A 15,713-nucleotide genomic window follows, 5' to 3' on the forward strand; every position below is an offset into this window, starting at 1 on the left:
ATTTGACCTGATTAAAAATAAAAGCATACAAATTAATAGTTTTTTAATGCTATTTGCGGTTTAATTTAGGTATGATAAAAATGAGGTGATTTTTATGACAAAAAGTAAGATTTGGCAAATTAGGTTATTTTTCCTAATTTGGCTAGTTTTTATTAAGTTATTTATTAAAGATTCAATTTTTGGATTTTTACTGTTAAATACGTTCTTAGGTTACATTCCAATTGAAGTAAGTTTTCACATTGGAGATAGACCACATCAAAATATTATCGTATTTTGGGTTCTTACATTAATTTGGTTAATGTTTTATCCCAATGCCCCTTATATTTTGACAGATCTCCTTCACTTATCTTGGCTACATCCCAGTGGTTTAGATGGTCTGCTAAAACTAGATGGACACATTTGGTTCCTATATACCAGCCTCTTAATTAGCGCACTTACTTGTGCATTTATTGGATTTGCTGGCATGATTAATGTTGCAAAGGCCATTAACAAGCGTTTACACTTAGAAAATCAATTTACCGATTTTATTATGACTTCTTTCTTAATTTTTTTAAGTTCCGTAGGTTTATATATCGGCCGTTTTTTAAGGGTCCATACCGTTTATCTTTTAGCTAATCCCAAATTCTACATTAAACTTTTTTTAACCATGTGGAATCGACAAATGGTAATTTTTGTAATTTTGATGACAATTGTTCAATTAATGATTTACTGGATTTACACAATTATTGCCACTAATAATACTGATAACAAAGAGGCTGAGAAATAATTTCTCAGCCTCTTTAATTATGCTTGTCCTATAATTCTAACTTCTGTTTCCAAATGAATCCCAGAAGTTTCAAAGACCGTTTTTTGTACGTGTTTAATAACATCTAAATAATCGGTCGCTGTTGCATGATCAACATTAACGATAAATCCAGCATGCTTGGTAGAAACTTCAGCTCCACCTGCTCGGTACCCTTGTAGTCCTGCCTCATGGATTAACTTACCTGCAAAATGTCCAATCGGACGTTTAAAAACACTTCCACAAGAGGGATATTCCAATGGTTGCTTAGATTTGCGTAGGTAGTTCAAATGATCCATTTCTGCTTGAATTAGGTTCTTATTACCCTTTTCTAATTTAAATGTTGCTGCTAAAACGACTCCACCTTGGTCCTGAATGCTACTATGACGATAACCAAAGTCAAGATCATCATGACTCATTTCGATAATATTACCATCCGAAGTTAAAACTGTTGCAGAAGCTAATATGTACTCTGTTTCACCACCATAAGCACCTGCATTCATGTAAATTCCACCGCCAATACTTCCAGGAATCCCAGCTGCAAATTCCATACCAGTCAATCCGGCCGCTTGAGCAACTTTGGTAGTCTCAATATATGCTGCTCCAGCTTCAGCAATCACGTAATTACCATCAACATGGATATCATTCATATCAGTTAAAATCATCGTCAATCCGGCGATTCCACCATCCCGCACAATTAAGTTACTAGCATTCCCTAACACCGTCAGTGGAATTTGATTATTTTTAGTAAACTTTAATAACATTTCTGCTTCTTTGTATGTTTTTGGAAAAGCTAAGTAATCCGCTTTCCCACCTGTTTTAGTCCATGAATAATTAGATAAAGGTTCGTTTTTTAAAATTTTAATTTCTTTAAATTTATTGCGTAAATCAATTGCCATTTTTTCTTGTCCTTTCGCTTACCTTTATCATTTTATCACGTCGAAAGACCGAAAACCATTCTTCTATGTAAGAGTGATATACTAAACTAATTAAGGGGGCTAAATAATGAATTTTATTACATGGAATGTGAATGGCATTCGTGCCATTTTAAAAAATAACTTTTATGAATTTTTTAATGCTGCTAATGCAGACTTTTTTAGTATCCAGGAAACCCGAGTTTCTCCAGGTGAAGTTAAGCTAGAGCTGCCCGCTGATTATTACCAATATTGGAATGATGCAGAGCGTCCTGGTTATTCTGGAACCGCCGTTTTCACTAAACATAAACCAATTCAAGTTATGTTAGGCCTAGACGGAAACGACCAAGACCCAGAAGGAAGAACAATTACTTTAGAATACCCTGACTTTTATTTGGTTAATGTATATGCACCTGCTGCTGGTGAAAAACTTCAACGACTAACTTTTAAAGAAGAATGGGACCAAAAGTTGATTAAATTTGTTGATCAATTAAAAAGTGAAAAAGCCGTGATTATTAATGGGGATTTAAACATTGCCCATGAACCGATTGATATCTACGCGCCCGATGAACACCATCATGCGGCTGGATTTACGGACGCAGAACGAAAGCAAATGACTGAATTATTAAACAGTGGTTTCACTGACATTTATCGTGCTACTCACCCAAATGAATCCAATAAATATACATGGTGGAGTTATCGAGGACATGCTCGTCGGGATAACCATGGATGGCGCCTAGACTATTTCTTAATTTCGAACGATTTAGTTTCAGATGTGAAAATCACAACTATTATGGATACGGTTCCTGGATCTGACCATTGTCCACTTCAATTAATTTTAAATAATTTAACCGCAAAATAGGAGAATAATGATGAACTTTGTTGCAATTGACTTTGAAACAGCTGCTAGTCAACGTGCTAGTGCTTGTTCAGTAGCCGTTACCGTAGTTCGTAATAACCAAGTTGTTAACGAATTTTATTCCTTAATTAATCCAGAAACTGATTTTAATTGGCGGAACATCAAAGTTCACGGAATTCATAGTCGAGATGTTGTTGATGCTCCAACTTTCCCAGAAGTTTGGGAAATTATTAAACCATTTTTTAAAAGAAATCGCTTAGTAATCGCTCATAATAATCGTTTTGATAACAGTGTTTTAAAAAAAAGTATTGAACGATATCGGTTACCAATACCACATTATCAAACTTTAGATACTGTAAAGACAACGCGTAAATTTTATCCGAATTTTGAAAATCATAAATTAAATACGGTCAGTGCTAATTTAGGAATTGAACTAGAACATCATCATAATGCATTAGATGATAGTTTAGCTTGTGCTAACATTTTGATTCATGAACACCAACAATTTGGGGATGACGCAATTCGTCCCTTTATCACAACCATCTAAAAAAGAACCTGAAGACTTAATCTTCGGGTTCTTTTTTCATCCAAATAGTTTGTTTAGTTTCAGTTTGATTTTTAAAACCTAATTTATGATAAAGCCTAATTGCCGATAAGTTTTCCTTTTTGACTTCCAATACCAGGTATTTCAATTTGCTATAATTAACCTGCCAATTAATTAATTCATCAACTAGCATCGTGCCTAGACCTATTTCTTGGTAAGCAGCTAAAACCGCGACCCCAACTTCACCAGTTAAGTCACTAATTTGCTGGACAGTAGCAATTCCAACTAATTGTTTCCCAGATGTGGCAAGTAAAACCAAATTAGTCCCAGAAGCGTTCAACAGTTCTATTTGTTGTGCCTCACTTTGTGCGCTAATTTGATTAACGTCCACGTCTAGCTCAAAAAAATCAGATTCCGTTTGAAGTTGCTTGAGTAAGGTTAAGAGCGCACTAGCATCATTCGGCTCAGCTGCTCGAATCACTATTTCTACTTCATTACTCATTTAAATTCATGACTCCTGACTTTAACATGTTATTAAAATGTGAGCCCTTAGCCATTAATTCAATCTCCCGATGATGATCATCAACTTGATCCTGCCGGGTAAACTTAATCCGTAAATAGTTATCAGGTAATTCATTCTCGGCAAACTTTGACCATTCAACCACACTAACTCCATCGCCATTAAAATACTCATCAAGTCCCAGCTCATCACTTCCACCAACTTCAAGTCGATAAACATCCATATGATAAAGTGGAATTCGACCTTCTTGATACTCACGAATAATTGTAAAGGTCGGGCTTTTAATGTTTCTTTTTATCCCTAACCCCTTCGCTAATCCCTTGGTAAAAGTGGTTTTCCCAGCTCCTAAATCACCATCAAGTAGCAACACATCACCCGGACGTAGTTGAGCAGCTAGTTTTTCCCCTAATCGTTGAGTTTGGCTGGGTTCAGTAACTGTTAGTTTCATTTTACTTTTCATCAGCTAACGTTTGGGTAGCCGTAATAATCGATACTTTATAAACATCTTCGGCATTACAACCACGGGAAAGATCAGAAACTGGCTTATTTAAACCTTGTAAAATTGGACCAATTGCTTCAAAGCCGCCCATTCGTTGTGCAATCTTATAACCAATATTTCCAGATTGTAATTCAGGAAAAACAAATACAGTTGCATGTCCAGCAACTTTAGAATTAGAATATTTTGCTTGGGCAACTGTTGGAACAAACGCCGCATCAAATTGCATTTCTCCATCAATTGGCATTGATGGATCCATTGCTTGTGCTAATTTAGTGGCATTTTGGACTTTTTCTACTTCTGGACCTTTAGCCGAACCATTAGTAGAAAAACTCAACAAAGCAACGCGGGGATCAATATCAAATAATTGTGCAGTCTTCCCACTTTCAACTGCAATTTCAGCTAATTGAGTTTCATTTGGATTAATGTTGATAGCACAATCAGCAAAAAGGTAACGCTGGTCCCCTTTTTGCATGATGAATGAGCCACTAATTAATTTCACCCCAGGCTTAGTTTTGATAATTTGAAGTGCAGGGCGAACTGTATCGCCAGTCGGATGATCCGCCCCAGATACCATTCCATCAACATCTCCCATATAAACCATAGTTGTTCCAAAATAGTTGGGATCTTTCAACCATTGTTCTGCCTGTTCAGAATCAGTTTTTCCTTTACGCCGTTCAACAATTGCCTGAACCATTTGTTGGTGAACGTGAACATCTACATTTTCAATTTCAATAACTTCAATTCCCTCAAGAGATACCTTAAGTTCATCAGCTATTTTTTTGATTTTAGCTTCATTTCCTAATAAAACTGGAATTGCTAAATCATCTGAAACTAACCGACTAGCAGCAGAAATGATTCGTGCATCTTCTCCTTCAGGAAAAACTAGTTTAATTTTACGACCTTTAATTTTATTTTTTAAACTTTCAAATAAATCCATCATATTCTCCTATCGTTCCATTTGAACATTTTCTGGTAGCTGCCAATTAATGGGCTTCTCTCCCATTGCTTCTAAAGCGGCATTAGTCTTCGAAAACGGGCGAGAACCAAAGAAGCCTCGATTAGCCGATAAGGGACTAGGGTGCGCCGATTCAATAACAATATTAGTCTTTGTATCAATCAGATTGATTTTCTTTCGAGCTGCATTACCCCACAAAATAAAAACTACCGGTTCTTGCCGCTTGGATAATTGATTTATTGCATAATCAGTTAGCTTTTCCCAGCCTTCATTTCGGTGAGAAAAAGCTATTCCATCACGAACTGTAAGAACTGAATTTAATAATAAAACTCCTTGATCAGCCCAACTCTTTAAGTAACCATGGTTAACAGGTTTAATCCCTAAATCATTGTTCAATTCCTTATAAATATTACGTAAAGAAGGAGGAATTTTCACGCCTGGTTCTACCGCAAAACTTGTTCCAATGGCTTGATGGGCTCCATGATATGGATCTTGCCCTAAGATTACCACTTTTGTTTTACTAAACGGCGTCCATTCAAACGCTTGAAAAATATGATTCATTGCTGGATGAATCTGGTGGTTCGAATATTCTTCAACTAAAAATCTTCTCAACTTTTGGTAATATGGTTTTTTAAATTCTGGCTCTAATACTGGCCACCAATCATTATCAATAAATCGTTTCACCTTTTTCACCTCGTGAATATTTTAACATAATTTTCACAAAAAAAGCGATTGAACTCATCTAGAATTCAATCACTTTTTTAATTATTCAATCAAGTAAAACTAACTAATAATGTTTCATTACTCGATCAATTTGACGTTTTTGATCACGTGCTTTAATATCATGACGCTTATCGTATTCATGCTTCCCTTTTGCAACTCCAATTAATACTTTAGCAAAATTATGCTTTAAATACATTTTGAGAGGCACCACGGTAACCCCCTTAGTTTGGACTGCATCAGTAAGCTTTCTAATTTCCTTCTTATGCAAAAGTAATTTACGATTACGTAAGGGATCATGATTAAATTGATTACCTTCCGTGTATTCATTAATGTGAATGTTTTGTAAAAAAGCTTCACCATTTCTAAATGAAACAAACCCATCTTTCAAAGTAACCCGGCGTTCTCTAACAGACTTTATTTCGGTCCCCGTTAATGCAATTCCAGCTTCAAAAGTCTCTTCAATAAAATAATCATGTCGAGCCTTTCGATTAGTTGCCATCACATTATCGTTATTTGGCTTACTCTTCTTTTTGACCATTTAAAATCAATCCTTATTTACGTTTTTTAATTGTAAAACTGTGTCCTGATTTATTATCACGTTTTTTCCCATGATTATCATTGTTCTTATGATTATTAAAACGACCACGAGTATGATTTTGTTGTTTTGGCAATAAATCACTGATTGGAGTCTTTTCAACATCAATTATTTCAAAATCAACTGAGCTTTGATCAACATCAACACCCACACATTTCACCCGAACATCTTGACCGATCTTAAACGTGCGCTTGGTGTTTCGACCAACTAAAGCCATATACTTAGGTACATATTGGTAATAATCATCCGTCATTCGACTGATATGAACTAGACCCTCAACCGTATTGGGTAATTCAACAAAGATCCCAAATTTCATAACTGAGCTAATCACACCATAATATTCTTCACCAATTCGGCTACTCATGTATTCAGCCTTCATCATTGCATCTACAGCCCGTTCAGTATCAACGGCCCGACGTTCTGTTTCAGAACAATGAACTGCTACTTCACCAACAACATCAGCATACTTAGCTCTAGTTGTTTCATTAATGCCATTATCTTCATAGTAATGAATTAAGCGGTGAATGAACATATCGGGATAACGACGGATTGGTGAAGTAAAGTGAGTGTAATATTTAGCACCTAGTCCAAAATGACCAACACATTTATCACTATATTTCGCTTGTTGCATACTTCTAAGTAACATTACTGAAACCATTGCTTCTTCAGGCTTACCTTCAACCTTAGATAAAACCTTTTGCAAAGTCTTTGGTTCAAGATGATCTGGATCAGCTTTAACATTAATTCCAAAAGCAGTTAAAAATTCAAAGAATTCTTTAACTCGAGTGGCATCTGGTACTTCATGAATTCGGTAAATGAATGGAACTTTAAGCTTATGATAAGTTTCAGCAACCGTTTCATTAGCTGCAAGCATAAATGATTCAATTAATCGTTCTGCGGTTCCACGAGTCCGTAATTGAATGTCAATCGGGTGACCTTCTTTATCAACGATAATTTTTGCTTCATTATCGTTAAAATCAATAGCACCACGTCTGCGACGGGCTTTGTAAAGAATTTTATGCAATTCATCCATTGTTTCAAACATTGGAACTAAGTCAGCATATTGTTTACGAGTATCAGCGTCTTTATTTTCAATAATTTCATTTACGGCATTGTAAGTCATTCGTGCCTTTGAGCGCATTACACTGGGATGAATTCGTGACTTAACTACTTTACCTTGGGGATTAATTTCCATATCACAACTCATACATAAACGAAGTTCACCTTCATTTAAAGAACAAATTCCGTTTGATAATCGTCTTGGTAACATTGGAATAACCCGATCGGTTAGGTAACAAGAAGTCCCTCGTTTATATGCTTCTTGATCAAGCATGGTACCTGGCTTAACGTAATGACTTACGTCAGCAATGTGAACTCCCAAATGATAGTTCCCATTTGGTAATTTCCAAGCAGTAACAGCATCATCTAAATCTTTTGATTCTTCAGCATCAATGGTAACTAAAGTTTGATCAGTTATGTCTTCACGACCCTTAGTTTCTTCGGGTAAAACATGATCGGGAATTGCATCAGCTTCTTGTAAAACATCTTCTGGAAATTGTGAAGGCACATCATGTGCGTACACAATTTGTAAGATGTCGATCCCAGGATCATCAACACTTCCAATAATTTGTTTAGCAACACCGACCATTACGTCAGGGTGCTTTGCGTTGGGATATTCAGTAATATCTGCTAAAACTACTTCGCCAGGGGTAGGATTAATTCCAGCATCCGTAACGTAAAATCTAAAACCAGCTAATTTTTTATCTTTTAGTTTAATTTGACCAATATAACCTTGATCATCAGTAGTTTTGAAAAATTCACCAACTACATGGGTATAATGGCGTTCAAGAATTTTAATTACCTTAGCAGCAGGTCCACGATCACCAGCCTTTTCCGCTGGCTTTGTAATTTGAACCTCAACTCGATCTAAATTCATAGCATTCATAGTATCATCAGGTGCAATAAATGCATCTTCAGAGTCATCATCAAAGCCTACAAATCCAAATCCTTTTGAATTAGAATGGAATACCCCTTCAAGTTTTAATTCACTAGGATTAATTTTGAAGTTTCCATCATGGGTTACAACAACGGCACGCTCTCTTTCAAGAATAGCCAATTCTTGTACAATTAATTTGAAGGCAGCTGAGCCATGATACTTTAAAGCATCAGCAAGGTCTTCAACACTATATGATTTTTCTGGATGAGATACAAGTTCATTTTTGATCTCATTCTTTAATTTATTATCTTCCAATATTTTTCCTCTTCTATGTTATTTATGTAGATAACTACATTATAAACGTTTTATTTTATATTCTTAATTATTTAGCCCTAATATATAAAAAAGCTCCTGCAAATAAGTCAGGAGCCCTTTTCTAGTGTTGTGAAATCCACATTAAAATTAATGCGATGGCAAAAAACATTATGCCTAAAACTACAGTAACTTTTTGGATAAATGATTCAAATCCACGTGATTTTGATTCTGAAAATAAATCGCTAGCACCACCAGTAAAAGATGACATTGCATCATTATTTTTTGATGGTTGCATCAAAACAGCACCAATAATCAAGATGCTAACAATCCATAATAATATCATTAAGAAGTCAGTCAATGAAAATTCCTCCTACCCATGTTGAAAAGGGCCAATTAATTCTAGTAGCTATTATAACACAAATTAAATCAATTTCAAAACCAACCTATAAACAAAAAAGAACCCCTAGCAATGCTAGAAGTTCCTTTAAAAAGATTAATTATTTGTTCATAATATCTTCACGTGCTTGACGTGATAAGTTGTAGAATGAGTGAATTCCTTTGTATTCAGCAACTGAACCTAATTGATCTTCAATTCTCATTAATTGGTTGTACTTAGCAATTCTTTCACCACGACTCATTGAACCAGTCTTGATTTGTCCTGCATTAAGCGCAACAACTAAATCAGAAATTGTAGTATCTTCAGTTTCACCTGAACGGTGTGAAATAACTGCAGTGTAACTTGCTTCTTTAGCCATGTTAACAGCATTAACAGTTTCAGTTAATGTACCAATTTGGTTAAGTTTGATAAGAATTGAGTTTGCAACACCCATTTCGATTCCTTTTTCAAGGTAATCAGTGTTAGTAACAAATAAATCATCACCAACGATTTGAACTTTTTTACCAAGTTTTTCGGTTGCAATCTTCCAGTCTTCCCATTCGTTTTCATCCAAAGGATCTTCGATTGAAATGATTGGGTACTTGTCAACAATACCTTCAAGTAATTCAACGAATTCAGCAGCAGTGTATGAACGACCGTCACCTTCTAAGTTGTATTTCTTAGTTTCTGGATCGTAGAATTCAGAAGAAGCACAGTCAAAGGCAATTGCAATGTCTTTACCAGGTTTGTAACCAGCACGTTTAATAGCTTCGATAAGAATTTCAAAAGGTTCTTCGTTGTTCTTCAAATCAGGGGCAAATCCACCTTCATCACCAACAGCAGTTGAGTAACCTTTTTCGTTTAAAATAGCTTTTAAAGCATGGAAAGTTTCTGAACCCATTCGAACAGCTTCTCTAAAAGTTGGAGCACCAACAGGCATAATCATGAATTCTTGGAAGTCAACTTTGTTATTAGCATGTTTTCCACCATTAATAACATTCATCATTGGGGTAGGTAAAACATGAGCATCAAAACCACCTAAGTAGTTGTACAAAGGAGTTCCAAGTTCATCAGCAGCAGCTCTGGCAGCAGCAATTGAAACAGCTAAGATAGCGTTAGCACCTAATTTAGCTTTGTTAGGAGTACCATCAAGCTTAATCATAGCTTGGTCAATTCCCAATTGATCAGTAACATCATAACCAATAATTTCTTTGGCAATTTTATCGTTAACATTGGCAACGGCTTTAGTAACACCTTTACCACCAAAACGATCTTTGTTACCATCACGTAATTCAACTGCTTCATGTTCACCAGTTGAGGCACCTGAAGGAACGATACCGCGTCCCATAGCACCATCTTCAGTGTAAACTTCTGCTTCAACAGTTGGGTTACCACGTGAGTCTAAAACTTCGCGTGCGTATACATCAGAAATAAGTGACATAATAAATCTCCTTAGTAGTGTAGTTATCTATATTATTTACAATTAAATTCTACATTTTTAAAATCAACAATGCAATCATTTAATTGATTAATTAAGCGTTTTAAAATTGGCGAGTTTTATAAATTCTGTAGGAGTGAGACTTGCTTTACCAGCAAGGACACCATCAATATCGTTTTCTTTCATCAAGGATTGAATGTTTTTATCAGTAACACTACCACCATAAAGAATTCGGACTTGATCGGCAATTTCATCAGAATAAATGTCTGCTAGGGTTTGACGAATTAGATAGCAGCCCTCTTCTGCTTCAGCTGTTGAAGCACTGTGACCAGTTCCAATTGCCCAGCTTGGTTCATAAGCAATGATAATTTTAGCAGCATCTGATTCAGAAACTCCCTGTACAGCAGCAGTTACTTGACTAACTACCCAAGAAAAATGATCGCCATTGTCAACTCGACCCATTGTTTCATCGCAACAAATAATTGGAATCATATGGTTGTTTAAAACTGCATGCACCTTTTTGTTAATAATATCATTTGTTTCATTAAAATAACGTCGTCGTTCAGAATGGCCAACAATTACATATTTAATTCCCATTTCAGCTAAAGCTAATGGACTAACTTCCCCAGTATAAGCTCCACTGTTTTTATAAAAACAATTTTCAGCAGTGATTTTTAATGGACTAGCATCATTATGTTCAATCATTGACTCCAAAAAGAGAGGGGACGCGGCAATTGCCGTTTCCACTTCAGTCACAGCTGGCAAATCTGGCTTGATTTTTTCAACAAACTTTACCGCTTCATCAAGCGATAAGTTCATTTTCCAATTTCCACCAATAAACGGAACACGCATTTTAACCCTCCTCTCATCAATTAACTAATTAAAAAGGCGTTGGCCATGCCAACGTCTTTTAATTAGTTTTTGTTAGATACGCAGGCAATTCCAGGTAAAGTTTTACCTTCAAGGTATTCAAGCGAAGCACCACCACCAGTAGAAATATGAGTAAGCTTATCAGCTACCCCTAGTTCTTTAACAGCAGCAGTTGAATCACCACCACCAACGATTGTAGTAGCATCTTTTAAAGTACCTAAGAAACGACCAATTGCTAGAGTACCTTCAGCAAACTTAGGCATTTCAAAAACACCCATTGGTCCATTCCAAACTACTGTTTTGGCATCGGCAAGGACACTTTCAAATAGCTTAATTGATTTAGGCCCAATATCAAGAGCCATATAGCCATCAGGAATTGCACCATCAACAATTTTAGCATCGGCATCATTTGAGAATTTATCCGCTACTACTGAGTCAACTGGCAATACAATTTTATTTCCGCCCTTTTCAAGGATTTCTTTAGCAACATCGATTTTATCTTTTTCAACGAGTGAGTTACCAATTGAAATCCCCTTAGCAGCGTAAAATGTATAAGTCATCCCACCACCAATAATAATCTTATCAGCTTTATCTAATAAGTGGTCAATTACTCCAATCTTATCAGAAACCTTGGCACCACCTAAAATAGCAACAAAGGGGTGCTTTGGATTATCAACGGCATTACCAAGGAACTTAATTTCTTTTTCAAGTAAGAAACCAGCTGCAACCGGTTTTCCAGCTTTTTCCATAGCAGTTGCAATTCCAACATTTGAAGCATGGCTTCTATGAGCTGTACCAAAAGCATCATTTACAAAAACATCACCTAAAGAAGCCCAGTATTCACCTAATTTAGGATCATTACCTGATTCACGTTTTACGTTTTCACCGTTAACAACATCTTGGTAACGGGTATTTTCTGCCAATAAGATTTGACCATCTTGCATTTTATCGATGGCTTCCTCTAATTGAGGACCTTCGTTAACTGGTACAAAAATTACTGGCTTTTTGATTAATTTTGAAAGTTTCTCTGCAACCGGACGAAGTGACAAACCTGGTTTGTCATCTTCTGATTTAATTCGACCTAAGTGAGAAAGTAAAATAGCTTTTCCGCCATGATTGATAACCCATTCGATTGATGGTAAAGCAGCTACGATTCTATTATCGTCACCAACTACACCATCTTTAATGGGAACATTAAAGTCAACCCGCATAAGGACATCTTTACCTTTAAGGTCTAAATCATCAATGATTAATTTGCTCATTATGAAAATCCTCCAATAATAATTGATAAAAGAAAAGACAGAGGAGGTATAACCTCCTCCGCCCTTTTCAAACTACAATTTAATGATTAAAGAGTAGCAAAGTGTTGTAAAGTACGAATCATGTTACAAGTGAAACCCCATTCGTTATCGTACCAAGCAACAGTCTTAACTAATTGAAGATCACCATTTTCAGTGATTTCAGTTTGACTTGGGTCAAATACTGAACCGTGTGAGTCTCCGATAACATCAGTTGAAACCATGAAATCTTCAGCGTAACCAAAGGCATCATTTTCGTGTTTCTTCATAGCATCGTTAACTTCATCAGCAGTAACTTTCTTGTCAAGTACTGAAACTAATTCAGTTAATGAACCATCAATTACGGCAACACGTTGTGCGTGACCTTTTAAGATACCATCAAGTTCGGGGATAACAAGACCAATAGCCTTGGCAGCACCTGAACTATGTGGAATAGTATTAACAGCAGCAGCACGGTTGTTAGCAAACTTAGCACTACGTGGACCATCTTGAAGAGCTTGGGTAGCAGTATAAGCATGAACAGTAGTCATGGTACCAACTTTAAGTCCAAATTCTTTGTTAAGCCAGTTAGCCATAGGAGCTAAACAACTAGTAGTACATGAACCAGCTGATACAATCTTGTCAGCTGGAGTAAGGGTGTCAAGGTTAACACCCGGAACAACTGTCTTAATGTCACCAGCTGGGGCAGAAATTAAGACACGTTTTGCACCAGCATCTAAGTGAGCTTGTGCTTTTTCTTTTGAAGTGTAGAAACCAGTACATTCAAGTACAAAGTCAACACCATCATTTTTAACCCAAGGAATGTTCTTTGCATCACGTTCTGCGTAAACAGGAATTCGTTTACCATCAACGATAATTGCATCTTCAGTTGCTTCAACCTTACCGTCAAACTTACCGTGAACTGAATCATATTTCAATAAGTAAGCTAACATTGAAGGAGTAGTTAAATCGTTAATTGCTGCAACTTCAATATCTTTTGAGTCCAATTCGTGGATACGTCTAAATGCTAGACGACCAATTCTTCCGAAACCATTAAGACCAATTTTTACAGTCATAATATGCTTCCTCCTTTAGGAATGTTATATTTTAAATACAAGTCATATCTTACCACTTTTAACTGAAAATGTCAGCGATTTCATTGCAGAGTATCAGATTAAATAGTGGTCAAAATGGTAAGGCAGTTCTACTACCTACGGCCTTAGTATAGCAAATCAAAAATTTAATGCAAAGTAATTACATCTCAAATTATCCCTTGAATAATTTCTAATTTTACTTTAGAATAATAGATGCAAGTTTTGTACCCCTAGTGTAATGGATAGCACGTAAGATTCCGGTTCTTGAGATGAGAGTTCGACTCCCTCGGGGTACATTTTTGACCTTAATTGTTAAGGTCTTTTTTTATATCCTTGATAGGTCCAAATAATTGACCTTGATTGACCAATATTATAAGATAAAGCCATGAATTTAGTTATTCAATATTAATTTTATTATAGAAAGAAGAGAAAGTTATTATGCCTTTAGTTCCAACTGTTGTTGAAAACTCACCTCAAGGTGAACGTGCATATGACATCTACTCACGACTTTTAAAGGATCGCATTATTATGCTTTCTGGTGAAATCGAAGATAATATGGCCAATGCAATAATTGCCCAATTATTATTTCTAGATGCCCAAGATTCAGATAAAGATATTTACTTATACATTAATTCACCCGGTGGTGTAATTACCTCTGGAATGGCAATTTACGATACCATGAACTTCATTAAATCTGACGTTCAAACCATCGTAATGGGAATGGCTGCTTCAATGGCGTCTGTCCTCGCTACTGCCGGTACCAAAGGTAAACGTTTTGCTTTACCACATTCACAAATCATGATTCACCAACCTTCTGGTGGAGCACAAGGTCAACAAACTGAAATCGAAATTGCGGCTAAGGAAATCCTTAAAGCACGTAAAATGATTAATGAATTGTTGGCTGAGCATTCTGGCCAACCACTTGAAAAAATTGATCGTGATACTGAACGAGACAATTATTTATCTGCTCAACAAGCTGTTGATTACGGTTTGATTGATGGAATTATGAAAAATAGTAAAGATAAAAAATAATTTAAAAGCAGCTTAACTCTGATTGATTTCAGAATTAAGCTGCTTTTTTAGTCTTTTTTTCGTAACTGATCAGCTAAATCATTGATTTTATGCAAACGATGATTAACTCCTGATTTAGAAATTGGTCCGTCAGGAATCATTTCTCCTAGTTCTTTCAAACTCACTTCTTGATTATTCATCCGCGTAATGGCAACATCACGCAATTTTTTTGGTAAACTATCGAGCCCCAATTTTTCTTCAATAAATTTAATGTTTTCAATTTGTTTAGTGGAAGCATTAGCAACTTTATTCATATTAGCGTTTTCACAGTTTACTAATCGATTAACTGAATTGCGCATATCGCGGACAATCCGAATATCTTCAAATTTTAACATCGAATTAGTTGCCCCAATTAATTGTAAAAAATCAGCAATTTTTTCTGCTTCTTTAATATAGACAATGTATCCACTGCGACGAGCGGTCTCCTTAGCACCTAAATTATATTTATTCATCATTTCGGCCATCATTTGGTTATGATCATCGTAAAGCGAATAAATTTCTAAATGATAACGCGAGGTTTCTGGATTATTAACGGATCCCCCCGCTAAAAAAGCACCCCTTAAATAAGAACGAACTTGCATGTCATTTTTTAATAATTCTACCGGAACACGTTCTAGAATTTGTTCACCATCGAAAATTCCTAAATCTTCTAAAACTTCTCGAACACTTTGGTTTAGACGAACAATATATAAATTGTTTTTCTTAAGTTTCATTTTACGTCTTACAATTACGTTTGCTTCAACTTGATAAAATTTTAGCAACAAACTATAAACCCGCCGTGAGATTGCTGAATTCTCTGATTGAAATTCTAACGCCAGTTTCCCATTAGAAATTTTTAAAGTTCCATTCATTCGAATTAATGCCATTAACTCTGCTTTAGCGTTTTCACGATGAACTTCCAAATTGGTTAATTCTTTTTTTACTTCACTTGCATATGACATTAAAC

General features: G+C 35.8%; 17 protein-coding genes and 1 tRNA gene. 5 read left to right on the top strand and 13 right to left on the bottom strand.

The window, feature by feature from the left end; all coding sequences use genetic code 11:
* The first annotated feature begins 94 nt into the window (after positions 1 to 94).
* The gene (locus AC0GLY_RS04630; RefSeq protein ID WP_496611024.1) at positions 95 to 766 is read left to right on the top strand and encodes a DUF1361 domain-containing protein; all 672 of its coding nucleotides are present in this window, start codon (positions 95 to 97) and stop codon (positions 764 to 766) included.
* Between the two features lie 17 nt (positions 767 to 783).
* Here AC0GLY_RS04630 and murB read toward each other — a convergent pair whose 3' ends face one another.
* The gene (gene murB / locus AC0GLY_RS04635) at positions 784 to 1,680 is read right to left on the bottom strand and encodes a UDP-N-acetylmuramate dehydrogenase (RefSeq protein ID WP_496611025.1); all 897 of its coding nucleotides are present in this window, start codon (positions 1,678 to 1,680) and stop codon (positions 784 to 786) included.
* 106 nt (positions 1,681 to 1,786) lie between these two features.
* On the opposite strand from murB, the gene AC0GLY_RS04640 reads away from it, so the two are divergent.
* Entirely contained in the window at positions 1,787 to 2,557 is a 771-nt protein-coding gene (locus AC0GLY_RS04640) for an exodeoxyribonuclease III (RefSeq protein WP_496611026.1), read from the top strand.
* Between the two features lie 10 nt (positions 2,558 to 2,567).
* Entirely contained in the window at positions 2,568 to 3,101 is a 534-nt protein-coding gene (locus tag AC0GLY_RS04645; RefSeq protein WP_496612251.1) for a 3'-5' exonuclease, read from the top strand.
* 16 nt (positions 3,102 to 3,117) lie between these two features.
* Here AC0GLY_RS04645 and AC0GLY_RS04650 read toward each other — a convergent pair whose 3' ends face one another.
* The 11 genes from AC0GLY_RS04650 to gap all read right to left on the bottom strand — a co-directional run bounded on the left by AC0GLY_RS04650 (position 3,118) and on the right by gap (position 13,678).
* Positions 3,118 to 3,600 (bottom strand): GNAT family N-acetyltransferase, encoded by a 483-nt coding sequence (locus AC0GLY_RS04650; protein ID WP_496611027.1) that lies wholly within the window; start codon positions 3,598 to 3,600, stop codon positions 3,118 to 3,120.
* Complete coding sequence (gene tsaE, locus AC0GLY_RS04655) at positions 3,593 to 4,066, bottom strand: tRNA (adenosine(37)-N6)-threonylcarbamoyltransferase complex ATPase subunit type 1 TsaE (protein ID WP_496611028.1); 474 nt, start codon at positions 4,064 to 4,066, stop codon at positions 3,593 to 3,595. The genes AC0GLY_RS04650 and tsaE overlap by 8 nt, the downstream gene beginning before the upstream one ends.
* A gap of 1 nt (position 4,067) precedes the next feature.
* Positions 4,068 to 5,054 (bottom strand): phosphate acetyltransferase, encoded by a 987-nt coding sequence (gene pta / locus AC0GLY_RS04660; RefSeq protein WP_496612252.1) that lies wholly within the window; start codon positions 5,052 to 5,054, stop codon positions 4,068 to 4,070.
* 9 nt (positions 5,055 to 5,063) lie between these two features.
* Positions 5,064 to 5,756 carry a uracil-DNA glycosylase gene (locus tag AC0GLY_RS04665; protein WP_496611029.1) on the bottom strand — a complete coding sequence of 231 codons (693 nt, stop codon included), beginning with the start codon at positions 5,754 to 5,756 and terminating at the stop codon, positions 5,064 to 5,066.
* Between the two features lie 103 nt (positions 5,757 to 5,859).
* Positions 5,860 to 6,333, bottom strand: a complete 474-nt coding sequence (gene smpB / locus AC0GLY_RS04670) for an SsrA-binding protein SmpB (RefSeq protein WP_496611030.1) — start codon at positions 6,331 to 6,333, stop codon at positions 5,860 to 5,862.
* 13 nt (positions 6,334 to 6,346) lie between these two features.
* Positions 6,347 to 8,641 (bottom strand): ribonuclease R, encoded by a 2,295-nt coding sequence (rnr, locus tag AC0GLY_RS04675; RefSeq protein WP_496611031.1) that lies wholly within the window; start codon positions 8,639 to 8,641, stop codon positions 6,347 to 6,349.
* Positions 8,642 to 8,762: 121 nt separating this feature from the next.
* Positions 8,763 to 8,984 carry a preprotein translocase subunit SecG gene (gene secG / locus AC0GLY_RS04680; protein WP_496612253.1) on the bottom strand — a complete coding sequence of 74 codons (222 nt, stop codon included), beginning with the start codon at positions 8,982 to 8,984 and terminating at the stop codon, positions 8,763 to 8,765.
* 154 nt (positions 8,985 to 9,138) lie between these two features.
* Positions 9,139 to 10,458, bottom strand: a complete 1,320-nt coding sequence (gene eno / locus AC0GLY_RS04685; RefSeq protein WP_496611032.1) for a phosphopyruvate hydratase — start codon at positions 10,456 to 10,458, stop codon at positions 9,139 to 9,141.
* 87 nt (positions 10,459 to 10,545) lie between these two features.
* Entirely contained in the window at positions 10,546 to 11,307 is a 762-nt protein-coding gene (gene tpiA / locus AC0GLY_RS04690) for a triose-phosphate isomerase (protein ID WP_496611033.1), read from the bottom strand.
* Between the two features lie 62 nt (positions 11,308 to 11,369).
* On the bottom strand, positions 11,370 to 12,587 hold the full coding sequence (locus tag AC0GLY_RS04695; protein ID WP_496611034.1) for a phosphoglycerate kinase: 1,218 nt from the start codon (positions 12,585 to 12,587) through the stop codon (positions 11,370 to 11,372).
* Between the two features lie 86 nt (positions 12,588 to 12,673).
* Positions 12,674 to 13,678 carry a type I glyceraldehyde-3-phosphate dehydrogenase gene (gene gap / locus AC0GLY_RS04700; RefSeq protein WP_496611035.1) on the bottom strand — a complete coding sequence of 335 codons (1,005 nt, stop codon included), beginning with the start codon at positions 13,676 to 13,678 and terminating at the stop codon, positions 12,674 to 12,676.
* Positions 13,679 to 13,920: 242 nt separating this feature from the next.
* Here gap and AC0GLY_RS04705 point away from each other — a divergent pair.
* Positions 13,921 to 13,992: transfer RNA gene (locus tag AC0GLY_RS04705), tRNA-Arg, on the top strand.
* Positions 13,993 to 14,134: 142 nt separating this feature from the next.
* Positions 14,135 to 14,728: an ATP-dependent Clp endopeptidase proteolytic subunit ClpP gene (gene clpP / locus AC0GLY_RS04710; protein ID WP_496611036.1), complete on the top strand. Its 594-nt coding sequence runs from the start codon at positions 14,135 to 14,137 to the stop codon at positions 14,726 to 14,728.
* Between the two features lie 47 nt (positions 14,729 to 14,775).
* Here the strand turns inward: clpP and whiA are convergent, their stop codons facing one another.
* Complete coding sequence (gene whiA, locus AC0GLY_RS04715) at positions 14,776 to 15,708, bottom strand: DNA-binding protein WhiA (RefSeq protein ID WP_496611037.1); 933 nt, start codon at positions 15,706 to 15,708, stop codon at positions 14,776 to 14,778.
* Between the last annotated feature and the right edge of the window lie 5 nt (positions 15,709 to 15,713).

The sequence above is a fragment of the Fructilactobacillus sp. YLN 2507 genome (genome assembly GCF_059614085.1).

Excerpts from the sequence above, each read along its gene's own strand:
- clpP (WP_496611036.1), top strand. The coding sequence starts at position 14,135 with ATGCCTTTAGTTCCAACTGTTGTTGAAAACTCACCTCAAGGTGAACGT.
- gap (WP_496611035.1), bottom strand. The coding sequence starts at position 13,678 with ATGACTGTAAAAATTGGTCTTAATGGTTTCGGAAGAATTGGTCGTCTA.
- murB (WP_496611025.1), bottom strand. The coding sequence starts at position 1,680 with ATGGCAATTGATTTACGCAATAAATTTAAAGAAATTAAAATTTTAAAA.
- AC0GLY_RS04650 (WP_496611027.1), bottom strand. The coding sequence starts at position 3,600 with ATGAGTAATGAAGTAGAAATAGTGATTCGAGCAGCTGAGCCGAATGAT.
- pta (WP_496612252.1), bottom strand. The coding sequence starts at position 5,054 with ATGGATTTATTTGAAAGTTTAAAAAATAAAATTAAAGGTCGTAAAATT.
- AC0GLY_RS04640 (WP_496611026.1), top strand. The coding sequence starts at position 1,787 with ATGAATTTTATTACATGGAATGTGAATGGCATTCGTGCCATTTTAAAA.
- smpB (WP_496611030.1), bottom strand. The coding sequence starts at position 6,333 with ATGGTCAAAAAGAAGAGTAAGCCAAATAACGATAATGTGATGGCAACT.
- tsaE (WP_496611028.1), bottom strand. The coding sequence starts at position 4,066 with ATGAAACTAACAGTTACTGAACCCAGCCAAACTCAACGATTAGGGGAA.
- AC0GLY_RS04645 (WP_496612251.1), top strand. The coding sequence starts at position 2,568 with ATGAACTTTGTTGCAATTGACTTTGAAACAGCTGCTAGTCAACGTGCT.
- tpiA (WP_496611033.1), bottom strand. The coding sequence starts at position 11,307 with ATGCGTGTTCCGTTTATTGGTGGAAATTGGAAAATGAACTTATCGCTT.
- AC0GLY_RS04695 (WP_496611034.1), bottom strand. The coding sequence starts at position 12,587 with ATGAGCAAATTAATCATTGATGATTTAGACCTTAAAGGTAAAGATGTC.
- AC0GLY_RS04630 (WP_496611024.1), top strand. The coding sequence starts at position 95 with ATGACAAAAAGTAAGATTTGGCAAATTAGGTTATTTTTCCTAATTTGG.
- eno (WP_496611032.1), bottom strand. The coding sequence starts at position 10,458 with ATGTCACTTATTTCTGATGTATACGCACGCGAAGTTTTAGACTCACGT.
- whiA (WP_496611037.1), bottom strand. The coding sequence starts at position 15,708 with ATGTCATATGCAAGTGAAGTAAAAAAAGAATTAACCAATTTGGAAGTT.
- secG (WP_496612253.1), bottom strand. The coding sequence starts at position 8,984 with ATGATATTATTATGGATTGTTAGCATCTTGATTATTGGTGCTGTTTTG.